Origin of the sequence: Arcobacter pernae, from assembly GCF_049472135.1 — a bacterium.
Lineage (GTDB): Bacteria > Campylobacterota > Campylobacteria > Campylobacterales > Arcobacteraceae > Arcobacter_B.
Window position 1 is genome coordinate 465813 of record NZ_JBMOVV010000001.1, and the last position, 26451, is coordinate 492263.

24 protein-coding genes are annotated in these 26451 nt (G+C 27.8%); 14 read left to right on the plus strand and 10 right to left on the minus strand.

Annotation, left to right across the window (positions count from 1 at the left end; translation table 11 throughout):
• Positions 1–140: 140 nt before the first annotated feature.
• Positions 141–1067, plus strand: a complete 927-nt coding sequence (gene argF / locus ACH5BF_RS02360; RefSeq protein WP_423272412.1) for an ornithine carbamoyltransferase — start codon at positions 141–143, stop codon at positions 1065–1067.
• Positions 1067–2434, plus strand: a complete 1368-nt coding sequence (hemN, locus tag ACH5BF_RS02365; RefSeq protein ID WP_423272413.1) for an oxygen-independent coproporphyrinogen III oxidase — start codon at positions 1067–1069, stop codon at positions 2432–2434. The genes argF and hemN overlap by 1 nt, the downstream gene beginning before the upstream one ends.
• Here hemN and ACH5BF_RS02370 read toward each other — a convergent pair.
• Positions 2427–3188 (minus strand): glycerophosphodiester phosphodiesterase, encoded by a 762-nt coding sequence (locus tag ACH5BF_RS02370; protein ID WP_423272414.1) that lies wholly within the window; start codon positions 3186–3188, stop codon positions 2427–2429. The genes hemN and ACH5BF_RS02370 overlap by 8 nt on opposite strands.
• A gap of 166 nt (positions 3189–3354) precedes the next feature.
• Here ACH5BF_RS02370 and ACH5BF_RS02375 point away from each other — a divergent pair, with 166 nt between their 5' ends.
• The gene (locus ACH5BF_RS02375; protein WP_423272415.1) at positions 3355–4653 is read left to right on the plus strand and encodes a (Fe-S)-binding protein; all 1299 of its coding nucleotides are present in this window, start codon (positions 3355–3357) and stop codon (positions 4651–4653) included.
• A gap of 2 nt (positions 4654–4655) precedes the next feature.
• Positions 4656–5477: a prolipoprotein diacylglyceryl transferase gene (gene lgt, locus ACH5BF_RS02380; RefSeq protein ID WP_423272416.1), complete on the plus strand. Its 822-nt coding sequence runs from the start codon at positions 4656–4658 to the stop codon at positions 5475–5477.
• A 19-nt stretch (positions 5478–5496) separates the two neighbouring features.
• On the opposite strand, the gene ACH5BF_RS02385 is transcribed toward lgt, so the two are convergent.
• The 4 genes from ACH5BF_RS02385 to polA all read right to left on the minus strand — a co-directional run bounded on the left by ACH5BF_RS02385 (position 5497) and on the right by polA (position 9483).
• Positions 5497–5724 carry a hypothetical protein gene (locus ACH5BF_RS02385; RefSeq protein ID WP_423272417.1) on the minus strand — a complete coding sequence of 76 codons (228 nt, stop codon included), beginning with the start codon at positions 5722–5724 and terminating at the stop codon, positions 5497–5499.
• A 35-nt stretch (positions 5725–5759) separates the two neighbouring features.
• Positions 5760–5957: a hypothetical protein gene (locus ACH5BF_RS02390; protein ID WP_423272418.1), complete on the minus strand. Its 198-nt coding sequence runs from the start codon at positions 5955–5957 to the stop codon at positions 5760–5762.
• Between the two features lie 38 nt (positions 5958–5995).
• The gene (locus ACH5BF_RS02395; protein WP_423272419.1) at positions 5996–6697 is read right to left on the minus strand and encodes a response regulator transcription factor; all 702 of its coding nucleotides are present in this window, start codon (positions 6695–6697) and stop codon (positions 5996–5998) included.
• A gap of 104 nt (positions 6698–6801) precedes the next feature.
• Positions 6802–9483, minus strand: coding sequence for a DNA polymerase I (gene polA, locus ACH5BF_RS02400; RefSeq protein WP_423272420.1), 2682 nt, complete (start codon positions 9481–9483; stop codon positions 6802–6804).
• 85 nt (positions 9484–9568) lie between these two features.
• On the opposite strand from polA, the gene kdsB reads away from it, so the two are divergent.
• From kdsB to ACH5BF_RS02415, 3 genes are all read left to right on the plus strand, one after another.
• A complete protein-coding gene (kdsB, locus tag ACH5BF_RS02405; protein WP_423272421.1) occupies positions 9569–10294 on the plus strand; it encodes a 3-deoxy-manno-octulosonate cytidylyltransferase in 726 nt (241 codons plus the stop codon).
• Positions 10295–10390: 96 nt separating this feature from the next.
• A complete protein-coding gene (locus ACH5BF_RS02410) occupies positions 10391–12352 on the plus strand; it encodes an EAL domain-containing protein (RefSeq protein ID WP_423272422.1) in 1962 nt (653 codons plus the stop codon).
• On the plus strand, positions 12345–13664 hold the full coding sequence (locus ACH5BF_RS02415; protein WP_423272423.1) for a GGDEF domain-containing response regulator: 1320 nt from the start codon (positions 12345–12347) through the stop codon (positions 13662–13664). Before ACH5BF_RS02410 ends, ACH5BF_RS02415 begins: the two co-directional genes overlap by 8 nt.
• A 7-nt stretch (positions 13665–13671) precedes the next feature.
• Here the strand turns inward: ACH5BF_RS02415 and lptB are convergent, their stop codons facing one another.
• From lptB to ACH5BF_RS02435, 4 genes are read right to left on the minus strand one after another with little or no spacing between them, the layout of a single operon-like run.
• Positions 13672–14397 (minus strand): LPS export ABC transporter ATP-binding protein, encoded by a 726-nt coding sequence (gene lptB, locus ACH5BF_RS02420; RefSeq protein WP_423272424.1) that lies wholly within the window; start codon positions 14395–14397, stop codon positions 13672–13674.
• Entirely contained in the window at positions 14387–14803 is a 417-nt protein-coding gene (gene tsaE / locus ACH5BF_RS02425; RefSeq protein ID WP_423272425.1) for a tRNA (adenosine(37)-N6)-threonylcarbamoyltransferase complex ATPase subunit type 1 TsaE, read from the minus strand. Before tsaE ends, lptB begins: the two co-directional genes overlap by 11 nt.
• A 12-nt stretch (positions 14804–14815) precedes the next feature.
• Positions 14816–15799 carry an anthranilate phosphoribosyltransferase gene (gene trpD / locus ACH5BF_RS02430; RefSeq protein ID WP_423272426.1) on the minus strand — a complete coding sequence of 328 codons (984 nt, stop codon included), beginning with the start codon at positions 15797–15799 and terminating at the stop codon, positions 14816–14818.
• A 45-nt stretch (positions 15800–15844) separates the two neighbouring features.
• Positions 15845–16093 (minus strand): S4 domain-containing protein, encoded by a 249-nt coding sequence (locus ACH5BF_RS02435; protein ID WP_423272427.1) that lies wholly within the window; start codon positions 16091–16093, stop codon positions 15845–15847.
• Positions 16094–16243: 150 nt separating this feature from the next.
• Between ACH5BF_RS02435 and ACH5BF_RS02440 the strand changes: the two genes are divergently transcribed.
• The 6 genes from ACH5BF_RS02440 (at position 16244) to ACH5BF_RS02465 (ending at position 24353) form a co-directional block, all read left to right on the plus strand.
• Complete coding sequence (locus ACH5BF_RS02440) at positions 16244–17488, plus strand: argininosuccinate synthase (RefSeq protein WP_423272428.1); 1245 nt, start codon at positions 16244–16246, stop codon at positions 17486–17488.
• Positions 17489–17659: 171 nt separating this feature from the next.
• Positions 17660–18757 carry a M20 family metallopeptidase gene (locus tag ACH5BF_RS02445; RefSeq protein WP_423272430.1) on the plus strand — a complete coding sequence of 366 codons (1098 nt, stop codon included), beginning with the start codon at positions 17660–17662 and terminating at the stop codon, positions 18755–18757.
• An 18-nt stretch (positions 18758–18775) separates the two neighbouring features.
• A complete protein-coding gene (locus ACH5BF_RS02450; RefSeq protein ID WP_423272431.1) occupies positions 18776–19678 on the plus strand; it encodes an ATP-grasp domain-containing protein in 903 nt (300 codons plus the stop codon).
• 21 nt (positions 19679–19699) lie between these two features.
• Positions 19700–21202 carry a helix-hairpin-helix domain-containing protein gene (locus ACH5BF_RS02455; RefSeq protein ID WP_423272432.1) on the plus strand — a complete coding sequence of 501 codons (1503 nt, stop codon included), beginning with the start codon at positions 19700–19702 and terminating at the stop codon, positions 21200–21202.
• Position 21203: 1 nt separating this feature from the next.
• The gene (locus ACH5BF_RS02460) at positions 21204–23789 is read left to right on the plus strand and encodes a M14 family zinc carboxypeptidase (RefSeq protein WP_423272434.1); all 2586 of its coding nucleotides are present in this window, start codon (positions 21204–21206) and stop codon (positions 23787–23789) included.
• A gap of 63 nt (positions 23790–23852) precedes the next feature.
• A complete protein-coding gene (locus ACH5BF_RS02465; RefSeq protein WP_423272435.1) occupies positions 23853–24353 on the plus strand; it encodes a gamma carbonic anhydrase family protein in 501 nt (166 codons plus the stop codon).
• Positions 24354–24376: 23 nt separating this feature from the next.
• Here the strand turns inward: ACH5BF_RS02465 and ACH5BF_RS02470 are convergent, their stop codons facing one another.
• Positions 24377–25300: a dUTP diphosphatase gene (locus ACH5BF_RS02470; RefSeq protein ID WP_423272437.1), complete on the minus strand. Its 924-nt coding sequence runs from the start codon at positions 25298–25300 to the stop codon at positions 24377–24379.
• A gap of 377 nt (positions 25301–25677) precedes the next feature.
• Between ACH5BF_RS02470 and ACH5BF_RS02475 the strand changes: the two genes are divergently transcribed.
• Positions 25678–26451: methyl-accepting chemotaxis protein (locus ACH5BF_RS02475; RefSeq protein WP_490372047.1), on the plus strand; the 774-nt coding region annotated here is incomplete at its 3' end.

The window sequence follows — 26451 nt, forward strand, 5'->3', positions numbered from 1 at the left end:
TTTCTTCAATATATTATATAGACCTTAAATTAAAAGGGTCTATATAATCTTATATATCTTAAAAACACCTATTTTTTAAGTAAAAAATAATCCAGAATTAAATAGAATGTTCCTTTTTATTAATTTACAGAGGAATTATTATGAGACATTTCTTAACATTAGCAGACTATTCGAAAGAAGAGATTTTAGAGATTCTTGATTTGGCAAAACAAATCAAAGATGAGACTAAAAGAAGAGAATTTAAAGACTATATGCCAAAACAAACATTAGGTATGATTTTTGAAAAAAGTTCTACAAGAACAAGAGTTTCTTTTGAAACAGGAATCTACCAATTAGGTGGTGTAGGATTATTTCTTTCATCAAATGATATTCAATTAGGTAGAGGTGAGCCTATGAGCGACACTTCAAGAGTAATATCAAGAATGGTTGATATGGTAATGATTAGAACTTTTGAACAAAGTAAACTTGATGAGTTTGCTAAATATTCTAAAGTTCCTGTAATAAATGGACTTACAAATGAGTATCACCCTGTTCAGTTAATGGCTGACTATATGACAATTCAAGAAGCAGGATTAGAAGATAATTTAGTGGTTGCATATGTAGGTGATGGAAACAATTTAGCACACTCATGGCTTAACTTAGCAGGTAAGTTAGGTTTTGAACTTAGAATCGCTACACCAAAAGGTTATGAAGTTGATGCACAAATTTTAGAAAAAGCTTTAGAATTTGCAAAAGAATCGGGTGCAAAAATTACTATAGGAAATGATCCAAAAGAAGCTTGTAAAAATGCAACTGTTATTACAACTGATACATGGGTTTCTATGGGACAAGAAGATGAAAAAGAACAAAGAGTTAAAGATTTCGATGGATATATTGTAGATGATGCTATGATGGAACTTGGAGCTTCTAATGCAATTTTCTTACACTGTTTACCAGCATACAGAGGTTATGAAGTAAGTGAAGAAGTTATTGAAGGTGAAAAAAGTTTAGTTTTTGAAGAAGCTGAAAATAGATTACACGCACAAAAAGGTGTAATGGTTTGGTTAGATAGACAAAGAAACGCCTAATGATAGATTTTAGTAAGTTTAAAAAATATTCTAGACCAGGGCCAAGATATACTTCATATCCAACGGCTCCTGAGTTTTCTGAAGAGTTTACACAAAAAGATTTAAAAGAGTACTATTCAAAGCAAAGTGATAATAGAGCATTATCATTATATATACATATGCCGTTTTGTAGAAGTGCTTGTTACTTTTGTGGATGTAATACTATTTTTACATCTAAAGAAGATAAAAAAGTAAGATATATACAGTATTTAAAAAAAGAGCTAAATATCTTAAAAAATCATTTAAATACAAATAGAATTGTAACTCAAATGCATTTTGGAGGAGGAACTCCTACATTTTTTTCTCCACAACAATTAGAAGAAGTAATCATAGCTATAAAAGAGATATTTCCAAACTTTTCAGAAGATGCGGAAATCTCATGTGAAGTTGATCCAAGATTCTTTACACAAGAGCATATGGATGTTCTAAAAGCTGGTGGATGTAATAGATTAAGTTTTGGTGTTCAAGATTTAGATGAGACTGTGCAAAAAACAATTCATAGAATTCAACCATTTGAATTAACTCAAAATGTAATCAAAATTGCAAGAGAAGCTGGAATTCATTCTGTAAATACAGATTTGATTTATGGTCTTCCTCATCAAACAAGAGAGAGCTTCAAAAAGACTTTAGAGAAGATGATTACTTTAGATACTGATAGATTTGCAGTATTTAATTATGCTCATGTTCCTTGGCTTATGAAAACTATGAGAAAGTTTGATGAGACTACATTCCCTGAACCACAAGAAAAATTAGAGATGCTAAAAGATACAATTGATTTCTTTACTTCAAATGGTTATAAAATGGTTGGAATGGATCACTTTGCAAAGCCAGAAGATGAATTGTTTAAAGCTATTGAAAAAGGTGAATTACATAGAAATTTCCAAGGTTATACTACAAAAGGTGGAGCTGATTTAATTGGTATAGGATTAACTTCTATTGGAAATGGTGTTGATTATTATTCACAAAACTTTAAAGATATTCCTTCTTATGAACAAGCTTTAGATAATGGAGACCTACCTGTATTTAAAGGTTATAGATTATCTGATGATGACCAATTAAGACAGTTTGTTATTATGGAGCTTATGAGTAACTTCTCTTTAAATATTACAAGAGTTGAAAAAGAGTTTAATGTTAATTTTAAAGAGTATTTTGCAGATGCAATTGATGCACTTGCTGAATTTGTCGAAGCGCAACTTGTAGAAATAACAGATGAAAAAATTCAAGTTTCTCAGACAGGAACTATGTTAATTAGAAACATTTGTATGCCGTTTGATGCATATTTAAATAAAATTCCTGAAGATAAAAGAAGATTTTCTAAGACTATATAGTCTTAGATTCCTCTTTTATATAAGCTTTATCTGTAAAAACTCCATCAATACCTATTTCAAAAAGTTCATCTATGATTTTTGAATCGTTAACTGTATAAACTAAAGTTTTTATTCCCTCTTTTTTTAACTTCTCAATTAATTCTTTTTCTACTAGCTCTTTATTAATATTATAGGATTGTGCTTTAATTTTTTTTAAACGATTTATAATATTACTAGGTTGTTTATTCTCACATAAAAGAGCTAATGATACTGTTTTATCTTTTGCTCTAATAACTTCTAAATATCTATGAATAAAAGCAGAGATTAAAACTTGTTCTTCACATTTATATTTGTATATTAATTCTAGAATTATATCAATTGCTTTTCTCTCACGTAAACTTTGAGGAATGTCTTTTATTTCTAAATTAAAATAGATATGATGATTATAAGCATATACCAAAAAATCCTCTAGTTTTAGAAGTTTAGTTCCTCTTATATCAATATCTTTAATTTCATCAAAATAAAAGTTTTTGATATAGTATGGATATCTATCTTTAAAATCTTCAATTTTTTCAATTTCACTCATTCTTAGTAGTGTTTCATCATGATGTATAATAGGTATATAATCTTTTGTAAATTGTATATCAAACTCTAAAAAATCAGAATCTTTTACACTATTTGTTAAGGCTTCAAATGAGTTTTCAACATAAGTGTTTCTAAATCCTCTATGGGCAATTATTAACTTTTCATGATTAAAATTATTAAAAAAATTCATAGGAATATTCCTTTAAAACAGACAATTTATTAAATTGTCTTAATCATACTACAATGCGACTTTAATGCTACTATTTATAGGTTTTTAACATGAATTATTGTATATTATATAGCTTATTATATTAAATATTATAAATAAATTTTAAATTTACTAAGGGTTATTAAAAGTGTCAACAAATAAATTTAATTATTCTGCTATTGCAGATGATTGTGTAAAATGTGGAAAATGTAAGCCAGTATGTACAATCTTTAATATTAATCAAGATGAAGCTACTTCTCCTAGAGGTTTTATTGACTTACTTGGTGCTTATGAAAAAGATCAATTAGAGCTAGATGAAAATGCAAAAAATATATTTGAATCATGTTTCTTGTGTACAAACTGCGTTGAAGCATGTCCAAATGACTTACCAACAGATATGGTTATTGAACAAGTTAGATCTGATATAGCGAAGAAATATGGAATTGCTTGGTATAAGAGATTATTCTTTTATTTACTAAGACATAGAAAAACAATGGATTTATTATCATCTTTAGGTTGGATGTTCCAAACGTGTGCATTAAAAATTGATAAAGCTAAACAATCTGCACTTCCAAGATTTTCTTTACCTATTGTAAAAAAAGATAGAGCATTACCTTTTGCTGATATGAGAAGTTTTTTAAGAAAATATCCAGAGAATATTTTTGCAAAACATAAAAAAGTAGAAGAAGATAAGAAAAATAAAGTTGCAATTTTCATTGGTTGTATGAGTAACTATACTTATACAAATACTGGAGACTCACTAGTTAAAATTTTAAAGAGACTTGAACTTGATATCTTTATTCCAAAAAAACAAAAGTGTTGTGGAGCTCCTGCGTATTTTACAGGTGCTTTTGATACAGTTGATTATTTAACTAAATACAATATTGAGTACTTTGAATCATGGATTGATGAAGTAGATGCGATTATTATTCCAGAAGCTACATGTTCAGCAATGATTAACCAAGATTGGGAACACTATTTACATGATCAACCAGAATGGAAAGCAAGAGCACAAAAAATCTCTAAAAAAGTATTTATGGCTACAAAATGGTTAGAGAATAATACTGAATTAAAAGATTTACTTGCAAAATCTAATAAGAAAATGGAAGATGTAGTAACTTACCATGATCCTTGTCACGCTAAAAAGATGCAAGGTGTTTGGCAAGAACCAAGAAATCTTTTAAAACAAAACTATGTATTAACTGAAATGAGTGATTCAAATAGATGTTGTGGATTTGGTGGAGTTACTATGCAAACTGAAAAATATGAGTTTGCTAAAGCTGCTGGACTTCCAAAAGCTGCAATGATTAAAGAAACTAAAGCTCAGATTGTAAGTGCTGAGTGTAGTGCATGTAGAATGCAAATTACTAACTCTTTACATCAAGCAGATGTGCAAGAAGTTGTATTTAAAAATCCTATTGAGTTAATTGCAGAGGCATTAGATTAATAATGCAAGAGTGGCAAAATATATACTCAAATTTTGATCCTGTGGCATTTAATGTCGCAGGAATATCTGTACATTGGTATGGAATTATGTATGCCCTTGCCCTACTTTCAGCTATTTTTGTTGCAAAATGGTTTATAAAAAAAGATAAATTACCAATTTCAAATGAACTATTTGATTCTTATATTTGGTGGGTTGAAATAGGTGTAATTTTAGGTGCAAGATTAGGATATATTCTTTTTTATGATACTAATACAATGTATTATCTAACACATCCATGGCAAATATTTAATCCTTTTGTAGATGGTGTATTTGTTGGAATTGCAGGTATGAGTTATCATGGTGCATTTATTGGATTTATTATTGCTTCATATCTATTCTGTAGAAGAAATAAAGTCTCTTTCTGGTTTTTAGCTGATATTTCTGTTTTAGGAATTTCTGCTGCATATGTATTTGGAAGAATTGGTAACTTTGTAAATCAAGAGTTAGTTGGTAGAGCTACAGATGTTTCTTGGGGTATATATGTTGATGGAATATTAAGACATCCATCTCAATTATATGAAGCATTTTTAGAAGGAATTTTAGTATTTGTAGTCTTAGTTTATTTTAGAAATAGAAAAACTTTTGATGGGCAATTAGCAATAATGTATGGTGTTCTTTATTCTATTATGAGAATAATAGCAGAGTTTTTCAGGCAACCAGATATTCAGTTAGGATTCATTTATAGCAATTGGCTTACTATGGGAATGCTTATTTCAGGGCTTTTTGCACTGATTTGTATAGTTTTTTATGTAGTTTTAAAAAGTGGAAATTTAAATAAAAGATAGAAAAAGGAAATAGTTAGGATTAACTATTTTCTTCAATATAACCAGATTCAATAGCTAATTCGTCTATCTTCTTTTTTAATAAATCTAATCTCCATCCATGTCTATTAGCAAAATTTTCTATTTCAGCTTCTCTTTGTTCTGGTGTACAAAATACAAAAATTCTTTTTAAGAATGGTCTTGGAATTTGTATAGCTATTAATTGAAAATAGTTCTCTTTACAGCTTCTTGAACAAAAAGCTTTGCTCATAGCAATTTTCTTTTTGCAGTATGGACAATGCGACATTATTTATTACCTTTTTGAATTAATTTGTAGAACTTTGCTTTGGTGACATCTTGTAAGAATTTTGGATCAATTTCATGTAGAGCTATAATATCCACTTCCTTATCTTCCATAAGCCAACCTTTTCCTGTATCTTTTATTATTTCTTCATCGAAAAGTTTGATTAACTCTTCCTTTGATACTATAAGTTCTTCTTGCATATTATAACTTTTTTATTAACGTTTGTAAATAGATAATCTTATTTTTTAAGATTATCTATTGTATATCCCTTATTTGAATGATTTTTTACTATTTCATAATAAGTTTTTTGTCTAACTTTATTTACAATATTTCTCATAGTGTAAATTGACATATCTTTACCTTTCCAAACTACTTCTTTAATTAAATCATAGTCAACAATTTCATTTCTTTTAGAAATTAAAAGTTTTAAGAAAGATTTTTCAAGTCTAGTAAATTCAATTAGAACACCACCAGCTTTGAAGAATTGATCTCTGTATTCATCAAAATAAATTCCATGATCAAACTCGATTTTGTCACCTCTTTTTGTTTGGTTAAGACACATAATTACAGCTAGTTTAATATCTTTAGCTCTTAAAGGCTTAGATAAGAAAGTGTAAGCTCCATTATTTATAGCAGTAACAATATTTTCATTTTCATCTGAATCTGAAATAATTATTTTTGGTAAAGTAGGTGCAACTTCAGAAAGTTCATTACATAATTCTGAAAATGAAACACCTTCAATGTTTGTATCAATAACAGCCATATCATAAGTACTAGAAGTAGCTAATTGAATAGCTTCTTCTAAATTTTTTGCAATTTTCAATTCCTTGAAATATTCGTCAAATTCATTTTCTATAGTCTGATGTACATTCTCATCAGCACTAATAAAAAGTAACTTAGCGTTGTATAGTTTTCTTATATTTCTTACTGTCTTTAACATGTTATTACTCTTTATGTATTAATTTTCAATATAATAATAACAAATATTTCTTTACATGTCAAAATAAATATTATAATTTTTATTAATTTAAGTAATAATTAAGGTTATTTTAAACTTTTCCATGACTCTCCTACGCATGTAGAGACTTTTAGAGGAATTTTTAATTTATATATATTTTCCATTATTTGTGCTAAATCTGAAGTTATTTTTTCAATTTCTTCTTCTTTTACTTCAAAAATAAGTTCATCATGTATTTGTAACAACATTCGTATGTTTTCATTATTTTTATATTTTTTATGGATTTCAAGCATTGATAATTTAATTAAATCTGCTGCACTTCCTTGGAAAAGTGTATTAACAGATTCTCTTAAATATGCAGCTTTTTGCATACCATTTGCTGAATTGAAATCAAAAAGTCTTTTTCTATTAATTAATGTTTTTACATAACCATTTTCAAAAGCAAAATCTTCAATTGATTTTAAATACTCTTTTACATTTTTGAAGGCTTCAAAATATGACTCTATATAAACTTTTGCTTCTTTAGCAGGAATACCTAAAGTATCACCTAGCTTTTTAGAACCCATTCCATATAATAAACCAAAGTTAATTGATTTTGCAATTGATCTTTTTGCATCAGCTTCTTCTTCACCAAAAATTTTAACAGCAGTTTGTCTGTGAATATCTAGGTCATGATTAAATGCTTCAACTAATGCTTCATCTTCACTAAAATGAGCAAGAAGTCTTAGCTCAATTTGAGAGTAGTCAATACCTACAAGTTTATATCCATCCTGAGGAATAAAAGCGTTTCTTATTTGATTTCCAACATTACTTCTTACAGGAATATTTTGTAAGTTTGGATTTTTCGAACTTAATCTTCCTGTTGCTGTCCCTGTTTGTAAAAATGAAGTATGAATTTTATTAAATTCATTTTCAAGTGAAAGTTTTAATAAAGGCTCAAGATATGTTGATTGTAATTTATGAGCTTCTCTATACTCTAATAATAAAGGAATGATTTCATGTTCATCAATTAATTTATGTAAAACAACTTCATTTGTACTGTATCCTGATTTTGTTTTTTTAACTACTGGAAGTTGTAATGTCTCAAATAAAATACCACCTAATTGTTTAGGTGAGTTAATATTAAATTCAACACCAGCTAGTTTATAAATTTTTTCTGTTAATTCAACTAGATGAATACTATTTTTTTCTTTTAGCTCTTCAAGAATTTTTGGATCAACTTTTATCCCATTATTTTCCATATTTACTAAAACTTTAATAAAATCAAATTCATATTTAAAAGCAATATCTAAAAGTTCACTATTTTCTTCATCTTTAAATAGTTCTAATTGTTTATTGAAAAGCTTTAGTGTCATAAGAGCATCTTCCGCAGCGTAGTTACAAGCCTCTTCAATATTTACATTTGAAAAGTTTTCACCTTTTTTTACTACATCTTTATATGCAATCATTTTATGTTCAAAATATCTATCAATTTGATAATCTAAGCCTAACTTATCAGCTGTATCTAATAGCCAAGATAAAATCATAGTATCAGCATATAAGTTTAATTCAATATTCAGATTTTCTTTTACAATCACATAATCGTATTTGAAGTTTTGTAAAACTAATTTAAATTCATTTAATTTTTCAATAGCCTTTTTTGAACTCTCTAGGCTTACTTGCTCCCCTACTCCTAAATAGAAGTGTGAAATTGGTACATAATAAGCTTTATTTGTTTCATATGCAAAAGAAAAACCAACAATTTTTGCATTTTTTGCATCTATATCAGTTGTTTCTGTATCAAAAGCAACGATAGAGTCTTTTGGAATTGAGTTGATTACTTCAAAAAGTTTTGTTTCATTATCAAGTAAAATATACTCATAATTCTCTTTTACTTTTGGTTCAGGTATTTTTGTTTTATAGTTTAATCCATTTTTATTTACCCTATCAATTATTCTATTCATATCATAATCATTTAATATATCAGCTATTTTTAAAATTGGATTTTCTTCAGGTAATGTAAACTCTTCTAAATTATCAATACAATGACAATCTTGACTTAAAGTAACTAATTGTTTTGAAACAAAAGCCATCTCTTTACCTTCTGTAAGTAAAGTTTTCCATCTTTTTTTCTCAATATTCTCTAAGTTATCATAGATGTTTTCAAGCGTACCATACTCTTTTATTAAAGCTTCAGCAGTTTTAGCACCAACACCTTTTACTCCAGGAACATTATCAGCGCTATCCCCTAAAAGTGATTGGTAATCAGTAAACTGTTCAGGTTTTACTCCAAATTTTGCATAACAGTTCTCTTCATTAATTACAACTTTTTTTATTGGGTCAAATAAGTAAATTTTGTCATCTTCTATTAATTGGTATAAATCTTTATCATGAGATACAATTCTTACTTCTAAATCTTTTTGCTTTGCATCATATGCGATTGATGCAATAATATCATCTGCTTCAAATCCAGTTCTAATAGCAGTTTTAAAGCCCATCTTTTCAATCCAATCAATTGCAACAGGAAGTTGAGCTAATAAATCTTCAGGCACATCAGGTCTATGTGATTTATATTCTGGATATATTTCATTTCTAAAGGTATTACCTTTTGCATCTAATGCAAATACTAAATAATCTGTTTGAAAATCTTTACCAATATTTGATATAAAGTTCATAAAACCAGTTAGTAATCCTGTTGGAAAACCAGTTCTTGATTTTAAAGGTGGTAAAGCATAATAGGATCTAAATAAAAATCCAAATGTATCAATAACAGTAATAGTTTTTTTCATTAATTTCTTCTTTCATAGTCGTATTTAAAGATATTATATTATAATATATACACTAAAAATAAGGTTTTACACATAAGGAATTGAAATGATTATTATACCTGCAAGATTAAATTCTAGTAGATTTGAAAATAAAATATTAGTTGATATTATGGGCTTACCAATGGTTATTAAGACTGCAAAACAAGTAAGCTCTCTTGATAAAGTTGTGATTGCAACTGATAGTGAAGAAGTAGTAAATCTTGCAAAAGAGTATGGTTTTGATGCTGTTATGACATCAAGTGACCACCAAAGTGGAACAGATAGAATTAATGAAGCAGTAAATAAACTTAATTTACCAGAAGATGAAATTATTGTAAATGTACAAGCTGATGAACCTTTTATTGAGACACAAGTTGTTGAAGCTGTAATAAGTAGAGTAAAAACTGTTATTGAAAATGATGAAGATGTAATGATTACATCATGTTATAAAAAAATTAGTTCAGAGCTTGCAGATGACCCAAATCATGTAAAAGTAGTTTTAGATGAATTGGGAAATGCAATATATTTCTCAAGAGCTAAAGTTCCATATCATAGAGACCATTATGATAATTCAAGTTATTATGGACACCTAGGTATTTATGGGTTTACAAAAAAATCACTTAATGCATTTTGTAAGTTAAATCCATCAAAGCTTGAATCAGTTGAAAAACTAGAGCAATTAAGAGCTATTGATAATGGAAATAATATTGCTATGGTTCAAGTAGAGTCTAGATCTTTTGGTATTGATACGCAAGAAGATTTAAATAATGCTTTAAAAATATTTAACAAATAATTTTTTATTGATAGTTGTCATGGAAGTACTGAATATAAAGTAATTTTAAAGTATTTTTATGTAAAACTATAAAAACTAATAACATTAAGGTAAAGAATGCATTTTAATGTCTTAATAGCTGATGAGAACCTTGAGGATTACTTAGGTTTTAATCAGCACATTAAAAAATATACTAATGATATAACTATAAACTATTCAACAAATAGTAAAGAAGTTCTTTTTAATTTAGAGAATAAGAACTTATTAGTATTAAATATTAACATTAGTAACTATGAACAAATTACTCAAAGATGTAGACAGCTTGATATAGCTGTATTACTTATTTGCAATAATGAAACATCTAAAAAAGATTATGACTATATCTTGTCTCCTATTGATTATGATGAGTTATATTTCAAACTTGAACACTATAATAGTCTACATGTAAGGGATGTTCAGTTTAAAAAAGAGCAAGAACTATCAAGTTCAATAATAAATAATATTAACAATCCTCTTTTTCTTACTGATGGAAAAACAGTAATTTTTTCAAATCAATACTTTAACCAATTAACTTCATGTGAGAATGAAGAGGAAATAAACAACAAATATACAAAAATATCTAACCTTTTTGAAAATGAAAATGATTGTATCAAAAAAGGTGATGACAATTGGCTTACAATAACTGAAAAAGAAGATAATAAAGTTTGTATTATTGATAAAGATGAAAAAAAATATTTTACTATTCAAAAAATATTTTTAGCTCATAATCAAACAAATATAATTCTTTTAAATGATATATCTCATGAAATTAAATACAAGAATGATTTATATAATCTTTTATACACAGATAATTTAACTTCTTTACCTAATAGAGCTAAATTAATTGATAGTTTACAGCATAATCGACTAAATCTTGATGCAATTTCAATCTTTGATATAAACTCATTTAAAGAAATAAATGATTTCTTTGGGCATAGAATTGGAGATGATATTTTAAAAGGTGTTGGAGAATTAATTTATAGTTGTATAAAAGATTATGAACAGTTAAAATTATATAAGTTCCCAGCTGATACTTATTGTATTACTAATACAAATTTAGAACAAGATAAGTTTTTAGAAATTGTTCAAAATATATCCGAAGAAGTTTATAAAAAAGTCTTTTATTATGAACAGTATGAAATTGATGTTAGAATTACCGCTGGAATCTCTTTTTCAAATAAAAACAACAAATTAATTACAGCAGATATTGCACTACAAAGTGCGAAAAAAGACCATAAAGACTATTTAGTATTTTACGATGAACTTGATAAATTTCAAGAGTATGAAAACAATATGCTTTGGTCTAAAAAATTAAAAACAGCATTTAATAATGATAAAATTGTTGTATTTTATCAACCACTTATTAATAATAAGACTATGAAAGTGGATAAATATGAGTGTTTAGTGAGACTTATTGATGAAGATGAAAAAGTAATTTCTCCATTCTTCTTTTTAGATATTTCTAAAAAATCGAATCAATATACAAAACTTACAAAAATTGTTATTGAAAAATCTTTTAAAAAGTTTTCAGATTTACCATTTGAATTTTCTGTAAATATATCTTATGAGGATATTGTTGAACCAGATTTTTTAGATTTTATTAAGGAAATGGTAAAAACTTACAATGTTTCAAATAAAGTAGTATTTGAAATTTTAGAGGATGAGAATGTTAAAAACTATGAGTTACTTATTAATTTTGTTGATGAAATTAAAGCTTTAGGTTGTAAAGTTGCAATTGATGATTTTGGAAGTGGATACTCTAATTTTGAACACTTATTAAAGATGAATGTTGATTATTTAAAGATTGATGCTTCTTTAATTAAAAATATTGCAATTGATGAAAACTCATTTAAAATAACAAAAACTATTGTAGAATTTGCTAAGAATTTAAATTTAAAAACAATTGCAGAATTTGTAGAGAATGAAGAGATTTTTAAAATTATAAAAGAATTAGGAACTGACTATTCACAAGGTTACTATTTCTCAGCACCAATAGCTGAACCTAATTTGTACGAATTTATAGGAGAGAACAATGAATAAAGAGATTTTAGAGAACATCTCTGTTTTGTATGTAGAAGATGAAAACGATGTAAGAGAATTTACAGCAAAACTATTAGGTTCATTGGTAAAAAAAGTCTATACAGCTGCTAATGGTTTAGAAGGTTTAGAAACTTTTAAAGAATATTCAAATGAGATTGATTTAATTGTTTCTGATATAAACATGCCTAAAATGGATGGTCTTGAAATGTGTACACAAATTAAAGATATCAATAAAGAGATACCTATTGTAATCACAAGTGCACACAATGATCCAAACTTCTTAAAAAGAGCTATTGATGTTGGTGTTAATACTTATGCTATGAAACCTATTGATTTATATCAGTTAGTAGAAAGTATGATAAAAGCAATAGAGCCAATTATTCTAAAGAGAGAATTAGAGCAATTAAATGTTTCTTTGGAATCAAGAGTAGAACAAGAAGTACAAAAGTTAAAGTCTATTTTAGATGCACAAGATAATATTGTTATTGTTACTAATAATGATGCTTTAACAAATGTTAATAAAAAGTTCTTAGAGTTTTTCCAAGTAAATAGTATTGATGAGTTTAGTTCTAAAACAGCTAATATTTATGAATTATTCCAAGAAGAGTATGGTTTTATTACAAAAGATTTATTAATTAAGCAGGAGTGCTGGATAAGTTATATCAAAAAACTTCCTGAAATTGATAGAGTTGTAAAAATGAAAAACTCTGAAAATGAAGAAAGAATTTTTACTGTAAATATTGATAATTATGATGAAAAAGATAACTATTTTGTTCTATCTTTAACTGATATTACAGAGTTAAAAGAAAAATCTAATCTTTTAGAATATCAAGCTAGCCATGACCCTTTAACAGGTTTAAATAATAGAAATAAGTTTAAAGAGATTTATGGAAAAGAGATTAGAAGAGGATTTAGATATAAAAATGACTTATCTTTAATAATCTTCGACCTTGACTTCTTTAAAAATGTAAATGACACGCATGGACACCAAATTGGGGATGAAGTACTAAAAGATATTGCACAAGTTGTATTAGGAAATGTTAGAGAACATGATATTATTGTTAGATGGGGTGGTGAAGAGTTTTTAATCTTACTTCCTGAAACTTCAACTGATGGTTCTTTTAATGTGGCAGAAAAAATAAGAGTTGCAATTGAAGATAAAGAGTTCAGCTCTAAAAATTTAAAATTAACAGCTAGTTTTGGTATTAGTTCTTTAAAAGAAGGTGATGATGAAAATAGTCTTCTAACAAGAACTGATGAAGCTTTATATGAAGCTAAAAAAACTGGAAGAAATAAAGTTGTTATTCATTAAGAAGACTTTAGAAACTAAAGTCTTCTCCTAAGTAGTGTTCTCTTACTTTATCGTTATTTTTGATTTCTTCACTTGTACCACTTGCTAATAAAGCCCCTGCTTTCATAACATAAGCTCTATCACAAATCTCTAATGTTTCTCTTACATTATGGTCTGTAATTAAAACACCAATATTAATCTTAGTTAGTTGTGAAATAATCTCTTGAATATCTTTTACAGCAATAGGGTCAACTCCTGCAAAAGGTTCATCAAGAAGTAAGAATTTTGGATGAGAAACAAGGGCTCTAGCTATCTCTGTTCTTCTTCTCTCTCCTCCTGATAAAGAAACACCTTTTCTTTGTCTAATTGGCTCAATATTAAATATTTCAAGTAATTCTTCAACTCTTTTGTGCTGTTCTTCTTTATCATCTGTAACAATTTGTGCAGCTAGCATTAAATTATCTTCTACTGATAAATCTTTAAAAATTGAAGATTCTTGTGGTAAATAACCAATACCTTTTAAAGCTCTTTTATGTAAAGGCAAATGAGTTATTTCTTTATCATCAAAATACACATCACCAGAACTAGGTCTTACAAGACCACAAACAGTATAAAATGTAGTTGTTTTACCTGCACCATTTGGTCCTAAAAGCCCAATAATCTCACCTGAGTTAACTTCTAATGAAATACCATGTAAAATCTCAGTTTTTTTAATACTTTTTTTAATATCTTTAATATGTAATTTATGATTCAATTTTATATAGCCTTTTATTCTCTTTTTTTTCTATATTTATTACTAGAACTTCATATCCATATTCATTTAAAATTTCTTGAAGTTTTTTATCACCCCACTCAACAAAATGAAGACCCTCTTTTTCAAACTCTTCTAGCATTCCAAGTGATATAAACTCTTCAAGTGTTTTATTATAAACATCATAGTGATAAATCTTATCTGAGTAAATTGATTGTAGTGAAAAAGTAGGAGATGTTACTAAATCATCTAATCCTAAACTTTTTACATAGTTTTTAACAAGGGTTGTTTTACCACTTGCTAAATCTCCTCTTAAGATAATAATACAGTCTTTATTTTCTAAGATGGTTTTTAGATGAGAAATTAACTTATCTAATTCATTTTCTTTTAATTCAAACTCTTTTGCCAATTTTATATCCAATTAGTTTAATTGATTTGAAATTTTAATTAATTCTTCTAGTTTAGCTTTTGATTTACCACTTTGAATTACATCTCTTGCTATTTCAATACCTTCTTTAATATCTCTTGCTTTTTCATCTACTACTAAAGCAACAGCTGCATTTATAAGAACAATATCAAGTTTTGGTCCAATTAATTCATTTGATAAAATGGCTTTTGTTGTCATAGCATTCTCTTTTGCATCACCACCAACTATATACTCTTTTGGTACAAGTTTTAAACCATAATCTTCAGGGTTTATTTCAAAGTCTTCAATCTTACCATTTACAAGAGAAGTAGCATAAGAAATATCAGAAATTGAAACTTCATCCATTCCATCTTTTGATGAAACAATAATTGATCTTTTTGTGTCAAGCATGTCTAAGGCATATGCGATTTTATTAATATATGATTTATCAAAAACACCTATTAATTGTTTTGATACAGTAGCAGGATTTGATAATGGCCCTAGAATATTAAATATAGTTCTGTGAGGGATTGATTTTCTAATAGGCATTATATATTTCATAGCAGGATGATGTTTTTGTGCAAACATAAAACAAAAATTTGCATCTTCAAGCATTTTTGCTGAGTTTTCAAGTGACATTTCAAGGTTAATTCCTAAAGCTTCAAGCATATCAGCACTTCCACTTTTACTTGTAATACTTCTATTACCATGTTTAGCTACATAAGATCCACAAGCAGCTAATAGTATTGATACAGTTGTAGAGATATTAAAAGAGTTTGATTTATCTCCTCCTGTTCCACAATTGTCAATAAGTTTTTCTTTAATACTATAATGAACAGGAAGAGGAATTAAGTGATCTCTCATAGCACTTGCAGCCCCTGCAATTTCTGCTGCAGTTTCTCCTCTCTCGTATAGCTCAATTAAATAGTCTCTAACCTCTTCTTGTGGTAATCTATTTTCAAAAATATCATCAAATTTTAATTTTGCTGTATTAAACATATTTATCCTTCTATTTTTTTAACATATCACTTAAAGACTTAATAACTAGTCAAATTTTTTTACGTACTCTTCCATTTTAGATTTAGGAGTTGATTTTGAAGCTGGTATTTGAAGTACTTCAAATTTATCACTTCTTTCAAGGTATTTAATCTCTATTAAATCCCCTACTTTTACTTCTTTGGCTTTTTTAACAGCTTGCCCATTTATAAAAACAACTTTGTGTTCAAGCATATCTTCAGCAACTGCTCTTCTTTTAGTAATATTAACTGCGTTTAAAAATTTATCTATTCTCATAAGTGAGATTATATCTAATTATTATTAAAAGTGCTTTTTATGTTAGTTATATTAAGTAAAGGTTAATTTTATGTTTAAATTATTTTATAGTTATAATTGAGTATAATATATGCTTAAAATTTATGACAATCATATTATAGGATAAGTTAAATGAGTAAAAAAGATGTTAAAAAAGTAGTATTAGCTTATAGTGGTGGGCTTGACACTTCTACTATTTTAAAATGGCTTCAAGATGAGTACAATGCTGAAGTTATTACTTTCACAGCTGATTTAGGTCAAGGTGAAGAAGTTGAACCAGCAAGAGAAAAAGCTTTAGCTTGTGGAATTAAACCAGAAAATATTTTTATTTTAGATATTAAAGAAGAGTTTGTAAAAGATTACGTATTCCCAATGTTTAGAGCAAATGCAATTTATGAAGGTGAGTATTTATTAGGTACTTCTATTGCAAGACCTTTAATTGCTAAAAAACAAATTGAAATTGCTAATAAAATGGGTGCAGATGCAGTATCTCATGGTGCAACAGGTAAAGGTAATGACCAAGTTAGATTTGAGCTTGGATACTTAGGTTTAAATCCTGATATTACTGTTATTGCTCCATGGAGAGAATGGGATCTTAACTCAAGAGAAAAATTATTAGCATATGCTAGAGAGCATGGAATTGAAATTGATCAAAAACATATTGATGCTGATGGTAACCCTACAGTTTCTCCATACTCAATGGATGCAAATTTACTTCACATCTCTTATGAAGGTTTATCTTTAGAAAATCCAAATGCTGAGCCTGAAGAAGCAATGTGGTTATGGACTAACTCTCCTGAAAATGCACCAGATGAAGCTGAATACATTACTATTTCATACAAAAATGGTGACCCTATTGCAATTAATGGTGAAGAAATGTCACCTGCAACTATCTTAGAAACATTAAACCAATATGGAAATAAACATGGTATTGGAAGAATTGATATTGTTGAAAATAGATATGTTGGTATGAAAGCTAGAGGTTGTTATGAAACTCCAGGTGGAACTATCATGTTAAAAGCTCACAGAGCTATTGAATCAATTACTTTAGATAGAGAAGCTGCTCATTTAAAAGATGAATTAATGCCTAAATATGCTAAATTAATTTACCAAGGATACTGGTTCTCTCCTGAAAGAGAAATGATGCAAGCAGCAATTGACAAAACTCAAGAAAATGTAGAGGGAACTGTTAAGTTAAAACTTTACAAAGGTAATGTTATTGTTGTTGGAAGAGAGTCTAAAAAATCTTTATTCTCTGAAGCACACTCTACTTTTGAAGAAGATGAAGTATATAATCAAAAAGATGCAGAAGGATTTATTAGACTTAATGCATTAAGATTTATCATTTCTGGTCAAAACAAAAAAAACAATAATTAATAACATTAAATACATATAGTATTTAATTCTCAAATAAAAAAGGCATTTTTTACAAATGCCTTTTTTTATCTACAAATTCTACCAAAAAACTAATCTTTCCTAGTATCCAAATTGTAACCAGCTTGTGCTAAATTACATCCACGATTTTATAATTTAATAAGTGGAAAATAAATGACCTATTTAGAGGACTTAAAACAGATAGTAAAAATAAACTCACACACTATTAATAAAAAAGGTGTTGATGAAGTTGGGCAAATTATGGCTACTTGGCTTGAAAAAATTGGATTTTCAAAAACTGTATACAAAAGAGAGTTAATTGGAGATCATTTACTATTTAAATCCACCCATAAAAAAACTGGCAAAAAAATTTTATTACTTGGACATAATGATACTGTTTTTCCAAAAGATTATTTTGAAGAGTTTAAAGAAGATGATTCTTGGGTTTATGGACCTGGTGTTTGTGACATGAAAGGCGGGAATATTGTTGCCTTACAAGCTCTTAGAAATATTCATAAAAAATATGGACAAATCTTTAATATTGATTTTTTATTAGTTAGTGATGAAGAAACAGGAAGTGATGATTCTAAACATGTCACATCAAGTATTGCAAAAGATTATGATTATTGTTTTGTTTTTGAAGCAGCAGGTAAAAATCTAGAGTTAGTAACTTCAAGAAAAGGTGTAGGAAGATATATCATCAAAATTGATGGTAAGGCTTCTCATGCAGGAACTTCTTATACAAAGGGAGTTAATGCAAATCTTGAAGGTGCAATCAAACTTCAAAAGTATAGCGAACTAATAAATCTAGAACAAGGAACAATTGTAAATGTAGGTAAGTGTGAAGGTGGTATTGGAATAAATACTGTGTCACCCTACTTTGAAATGAGTTTAGAGTTTAGATTTGATAAAAAAGATGAAAAGCAAAGAGTAGTTAAAGAGATTGAAAAAATATCAAAAGAATCTTTTGTTGCAGGTACCATTTGTCATATTGATGGGGTTATTCAAAGAGATGTAATGGAAGAGAGTTCTTCTCAATTAGAGTATCTAAAATTTTTAGAAGAGTTAACTAATCTAAAAATCCCAAAAGAGCATAGAGGTGGTGTAAGTGATGCAAATATTGTCTCTAGTTGTGGAGTAATAACATTAGATGGTTTTGGTCCATATGGAGATGGTGATCATACTTTAAAAGAGAGAGCTTTAAAAAGTTCTTTTGAACAAAGAATTAATATGGTTACAACAATTTTAGAGTTTTATCAAGAAAATCAATAAATATAAGGAAGGAAGAGAATGTCAAAAAGGAAAGTTGGTATTTGGTTATACCAAAATGGTGGTGGAGATAAAATCCAAAAGAAATTAATTAAAAAACTAAACGAAAGAGATATAGAGGTTATAACTGATATAAATCTTAGAAATGCTATTGCTAAAAATGGCCATATCCTTTATGATGGAATTAAACTAGATAAATTAGATTTATTTCTATCATACAATGCAGGTCAACAAACAACATATCAAATGTATTTATATAAAGCGTTAAGTCATGTTATTCCAACTATAAATGATTATAAAGCATTTGAACTAACAGAAGACAAGTTTCACACTGCATTTTTATTAAGACATAATAAAATTCAAACAGCTGATTATAAGTTATGTCATAGAGATGATACACATCATTTAAAATCAATTATTAAAAAATGGGACAAAATGGTTTATAAACCAACTGATGGTTGGGGTGGTGTTGGTTTAACAAAGATTGAAAATACAGAAACATTAGATATGTTAATACCTTTTTTAAATCAAATGCATTTAAGATATTTTTATGTGGAAAAATTTATTGATTATGATAATACTGATTATAGAATAGATGTAGTAGATGGTCAAGTTGTTGGTTGTTATGGACGAAAAGCAAGTGGTAATGACTGGAGAACTAATATAACTAGTGGAGGAAGTGTATTCTTAAGAGAACCAAATGAAGATGTAATCAATTTGGCACTAAAAGCTGTTAAGGTTACAGGACTAGATATTGCAGGGGTTGATATTATCTATGATAGAAAAAAAGAAGAGTACATAGTTCTTGAAGTAAATGGAATTCCAGCATTTGCAACACCAGAACAAGAAAAATTGGGGCTTGATTTTAACGATAAAAAAATTGACATTATGGTTGATTTAATTGATAGAAAAACTAAAAAATAAATAAATTAAGGGGAGAAAATAATGCAGAAATTACCAAAGTTAGGATTTTTATATCTTGATTATGTTTTAAGATTCTTTGATCATTCAAATTTCAAAGGTTGGCCAGATAGAATAGAAGAAGTTGTTTATCATTGGAAAAATGATAAGGATAGATTCATCAAAGAGGTTAAAAGAAAAAAGATTGATATCTTAATTGGGAACATTCCTGCAACAGCATATGATACATTTGTAGAGATTGCAAAAGAGTTACCTCATGTTAGATTTGTACCATCACTTCAAACACAGTTTTCAAATAAATCAAAAGAGAATGTAACTCTTTTTTGTGAGAAAAACAATCTAAGTATTCCAAAGACAAAAATTTTTTATGATAAAGAGAAAGGTTTTGATTACTTAAAAAATAAGGCAAAGTATCCTCAGATAATCAAAAGATCATACGGTCCTTCTAACTATGGAGGTTATTATGTACATAAAGCTGATAATTATAAAGAAGCTAAAAAACTATTAGAAAAGAAAAAATATAATCCTATTTATACACAAGATGCAATTGATTTAAAATATTCTGGAGATTTAAGAATCATGTTAATAGGACATAAACCCATATGTGCATTTTGGAGATTCTCTGGAGTTGGTCAATGGATTACTAATACTTCTCAAGGTGGTTCAATGTCATATGAAAATGTTCCTATGAATGCATTAGAATTAGCTGTAGAAGCAAGTAAGGCTGCTAAAGCTGAGTATTGGGCTTGTGATATTGCAATTGATGCAAAAACAGATAAACCTTATATTTTAGAGTGTGCTACTGCATTTGCAGCCTTTCCTTATATTAGAGACTGGATTGGTCAATATTTAATGTGGGACTTTTCAAACGGAAGATTTGGTATGCCTCATGTTCCTTTATACTCTTGGGAAGAACTTGGAAAGATTGACTCGTCATTACTTAGAACTATGAGACATATTGGTTTTAGTAAATATAAACCATCTTGTGATGGGACTTGGTATATTAATGATCCTGAAGATAAGTTTGATATGGAAATTACAGAAGCTTCCAATGATTTAGATTATCCTGCTTCTATTAATCCTAAGGACTTACCAATAAAAAAAGAGTTAAAGAAAGAACCTATTAAAAATGAGTTTAGTATAGAAAAAATAAATTTAAATTATGCATCTTTAACTGATATTATGACTCTTCATGGGATGGAAGAAGATCTAGCTTTAGAGATACAAGAGTATTTAAAAGAGAATATTGTAACAGATGCAAGTGATTTACTAGAATTAGAATCAATAGATGAACAACTTTTAAAAGTTTGGGATGATAGTATAGATGATATGAGAGTTAATGTAAATAGTGCTGATGAAAATACACTAAAGAAAATTAAAGGTATTGGCTCAAAACTAGCAAAGATAATTTTAGATTTCAGAGATACTATTAATGGATTTAGTTCTTTAGATGAATTAAAACAAATTGATGGGATTGGAAAGAATAAATTAGCTCAATTAAAGTCAAGATTAAAAATAGGAGAATAAGTTGAAACAACTTTATAGGTCGTATGCTCAGTCCACTGAAATATTTAAAGAGTTAGAGAAAAAATTTCCAAACTATTTTAAGTTAGAATCAATAGGTCAAACTTGGGAAAAAAGAGATATAAATTTAATTACAATTTCAAAAGATATAAAAACTGCATTAAATAGACCTGCATTATTTTATACAGGAACTATTCATGCAAGGGAGTGGATAGGACATGAATTAGCTATAGAGTTTGCAACTTATGTTTTAGAAAATTATGATAGTGACCCAAAAATAAGAGCTTATTTGGAAAATACTACTATTTATATGGTACCTTGTGCAAATCCAGATGGTTATGAATATTCAAGAAATCACTTTTCTTTTTGGAGAAAGAATAGAAGAGTTAATGCTGATGGAACTTATGGTGTTGATTTAAATAGAAATTTTCCAGTTGGTTTTGTAAAGTCAACTTTAACAACATCAAATGTATATGGTGGGCCAGAACCATTTAGTGAACCTGAAACTCAAGCCCTAAAAGATTTTGTAGAGTCTCATGAGAATATAACTGTTTCTTTAGATTATCACAGTCAAGGAAATGTATTTTTTCCTGCACATGATTTTAGACATGAAGATACTATAGATACAACAGATATGAATACATTATGTGCAAATATGGCTGAAGAGATTAGAAAGGTATCAAGAAGAGAGTATGGTATTCATCAAGGTAAACCACCTGCAAAACTTATTTCAGGTAGTGGTAGAGAGTTTTATTATTCAAAAGGTATTATCTCTACAGTTGTAGAAGTTGGTACAAGGAATATAAGTGATTATATGGATGATATGAATGAGCATCTAAGAGAGCATATCCCTGCTTTATTAAGTGCTGTTGATGAGGTACCAAATTATAGTAAATATGCATTGAAAAGAGTTGAGTCATTTGAAGTTATAGAGATTGGCTCTTCACATGTAAGTCTTAAATGGGACTATGAAAAAAGTGAAGACATTTTTTTTGAAGTTTATAGAAGTTTAAAAAATAAATCTTTTTGTAATGCTAGTAATCTAATTGCAAGAACACAAAAGCTTAACTTTAATGATATAAATCTTTTTTCAAATAAAGATTATTACTATAATATAAGAGCTGTAAATAGTAAAACAGGTTTAAAGTCACCCTATTGTCCTCAAATTAAAATTAGAACTCATCTTGATTATGATGAGTTTAGTAGAACCTTTTATGCTTCAAAAAAACAAACAGGCTATGTATCAGAAAATATAAACGATAACTCTAAGCATTTTGGTGTAAACTCTTTATTTGTTGGTGTTGATGAAAATAAAGGTGTTTCTTATGCAGTTATAACAATAAATGTAAAATCTTTACCTTCTAATGCATTGATTAAACATGCAGAGTTTAATCTTTATCCTATAAATAGAGTTTCAACAACAATTGAAAAATATGGTGAATGGAATGTTGCAATAGTTGATCAAACAAAAATGGGTGATATTACAGATTTTGATGATGTTGAAAATATGAAACTAATTAAATATATTGGTAGACCTACACAATCACATCAATTAACTCAAGGAATTTGGAGAACTTGGGAATTATCAGCTATGGAGTGTGAATATCTAAAAAAATCAATTCATAATGATAAAATTGTATTAAGAGTAGAAGGACCAAAAGAGCTTAGAGTAGGAAGATCAAGACAAATGATGCAATGGGATATAGGTTATGGTAAATTTGGGTTTGGCTTACCTTATAGACCAAGAATTGAATTAACATATACTCTAAAACCTGAAATTACAGCTTTATACCCTACTTCTATTAATACTATAAGTAAAAGTGAAATAAAAGATGATGAAATAACAGCTGGCTTTGATGAAAATGGTTCAAAGATATATTCTGTATTTGAGTTTAATTTAGCATCTTTACCACCTTATGATAATAGTATGATTACTAAAGCTTACTTTGAGTTAAACTCAACAAAGATATATATAAAAGATGATATTAGGTTTCATATTGAGTTTGTTGATGATAATATAGAAAAAGATTATAACAGTATCTCAAATAGAGAGATTATTCAAAATATTGGTTATGATGTAAGTGCTACGGAACTTAAAAATAATCAAACACAATATTTTATGTTTGATACTTTTGCTGAAATGACACTAAATGAAAAGGTAAGGGAAAAAACTAGTGTTTCATTTGTTTTAAAACCTACCTCTTCAAAAAAGGCAATTAAGGACAAAAAAGTATCTTGGGAAATAAAAAATATTTCTTTGTCTCCAAAATTGATTATTGAACATATTCCAAAAAGAAGATTCCCATTAGCACAAGTTAAAAATGCTAGACTTTTTGAAGATAATGGAAAAGTGAAGCTTACATGGGAAAATCCTGTTGATATAGATTTTGTTGGTGTTAAAGTTATAAAAAATCCTTTCAGAGCTCCATATTCATCACAAGATGGTCAAAAACTTTATGCTGGTAAGGATGAATATACTTATGACGATTTTGGTGCTATGGATATTGATAAATATTATGCAATATTTACATACGATGATGTACCAAATTATAGCCAGCCAATAATTTTAAAATATGATGCAAATAAGTAGACTCTTATTTGCATTTTTAAAAATCACAAGTTATAATAATCCTAAAAAAATTTAGGAAGTAAAATGATATTAAAATTTAAAGAGCATTATCCAAAAATAGAATCATCTGCATGGGTTGCACCAAGTGCCGATATTATAGGTGATGTAGTTATTGGTGAAAACTCTTCTGTATGGTTCCAATGTGTAATTAGAGCAGATGTAAATAAAGTTAGAATTGGTAAAAATACAAATATTCAAGACTTATCTATGATCCATACAGATACACATACTTCTACAATAATCGGTGACAATGTTACAATTGGACACAAGGTTATGTTACATGGATGTAAAATTGAAGACAATTGTTTAATTGGAATGAGTGCTACAGTATTAGATGATGCTGTTATTGGTGAAGGTTCTATTGTTGGAGCTAATTCTTTAGTTACTTCAGGTAAAAAATTCCCACCAAAAAGTTTAATTATGGGTAGTCCAGCAAAAGTAGTAAAACAGTTAACAGATGAAGATGTTCAAGGTTTAATCAAACACGCAGGGCATTATGTAGATTATAAAAATGATTATAGCTAAGAGATAACTCTTAGCTATTTTAGTTATTTACATTTATTGTAAGACTCTTCTAATTTATTATATAAAATCTCAAAACTTACATTATCCATATTTTCTAAGTGTGAAACCATAACAACATTATCTTCTTGTCCATTCCACTCTTTTATATAAGTTCCTTCTTTATAACCATTGTCTTGTCTAAATTTATTTAAACAGTTTTTACCAATGTAAAGCTTTTGAAGCCAGTTAAATGATAAACCAGAAACTTTACAACATCTAAAGAACTGGTCAATAAATCTTTCTACACCACTAAATGAAGGCATATTGTTTGTTTCAATTGCTAAAGCAATGTATGATAGTTTCTCAGCTTCTTTAACCATAACTTTTACATCAATTTCTTCAACAGCTTCATAAATACAATGAGTATTAACTAAAGATACAGCTTTTGGTACATTTGTTTCTTGTAAAATATATGACATTAAGAAGTGCCAAATATCAACTAACTCTACATGAATATTTTTCATATCAGGTTGTGCAGCTATATTCTTCCAGTGTTTCCATGGAGTTGAATCAATTAATTCTGCAACTTCCATATGAATACATCTAAGCCAGTTTATTTCTTTTCCAAATTTATTTCTACCTAATTCCCAGTTTTTACCATTTGTAGAATCATTTAATTGTTTTTGTAATAAAAACATTTCTTCTAATTTATGAGGGAATGAAGAAGCTTCTTCTAATAGTTCTGCTAAAGGTAAACACTCTTCTACTAAAGTATCTAATGTAGCATTATTTGGTAACTCTTTTTCTCCTTTTAGTAAGTGAATGATTAAAGATACAGTATATGGTACTTGATCTTTTTCTTCCCACTCTAAAACATCAGAAGAAGTTACTCCTATATATTGCACAAAATCCTCAATTGATAAAAAACCAAGTGATTTAATGCTCTCTTTTAAATCTTTATATAACAAATGTGTCTCCTAAATAATATAAAGTTGTTTTATTTTTGTAATAGTATCTAAAGTTCGATGAATAATAGATTTTATATAAAAGAAAGTTTAATTTTACGTTATCACTTTAGTTATTAATAATTATTTAAACTGTTTTTGTTGATAAAAGTTACAATCCGTTCCACTTGAATTTTTTACCACTCTTGATGGTATTAGCTTTGACTTAAAGTTATAAGCCCTGCAACCATGAGGCCTAGATTGCTCCCATGTAACAAAATAATTAACGCATTTTTGACAAATAATCCTTTTTTCCATGTATATATTTTATCCAAAATTTACTATAATAATATTTAAGAACAAAAATAACTAACTGACATTTAGTTTTAAAGGTAAAAAGTATGTTTACAAATATGGACACTAACAAAAGATTGTGGGTTAATATGATATTAACTCAAATTGGGTTTGCATGTATAAGTGTAATAGCTATAATAACGACATCTGATTTAATAGCTATCTTTGCAATTAATATAGTTTTTGGTATTTTAATTTTCTATACTACAACAGCAGCTAAAAATAGAATTGTTGGTGGAATAAATAGATTTAAGAAATATTTAAATGACATAGTTAATTTTACCTTTATGCGTTCTAACTCTGTTGAAAAAGCAAAGTATATAAAGAACGATGAAATAGGTTTAATTTTACATGAGATGAATGAGTATTACGATACTTTTGATTCTATGAGAAAAGCAGATATGAAAGTATTAGGTGAGATTATTCTTACTTTAAACAAAGTTGAACAAGGTATTTTTAAATGTAGAGTAAAATCAGACTCTTCAAACTTTATGGTAAGTGCTTTAAGAAAATCTCTTAATCAAATGCTAGATGTTCTAGAAAGAAATATGAATAGTATTAAAGATGCTTCAACTTCATATGCAAATGATGACTTTTCTAAAAAGATTGATATTCCTTTTGATATTAGAGATAATATGCTTGAAGTAATGACTAGTATTAATACTTTAGGTGATACTCTTGCAAATCATGCAAAAACAAACCTAGAGAATGGAGAGAGATTAGAGAAGAATTCATCAATCATGAGAAACTCAATGCATAATCTTTCAACAAAAGCAAATGAACAAGCAGCTTCATTAGAACAAACTTCTGCTTCTTTAGAA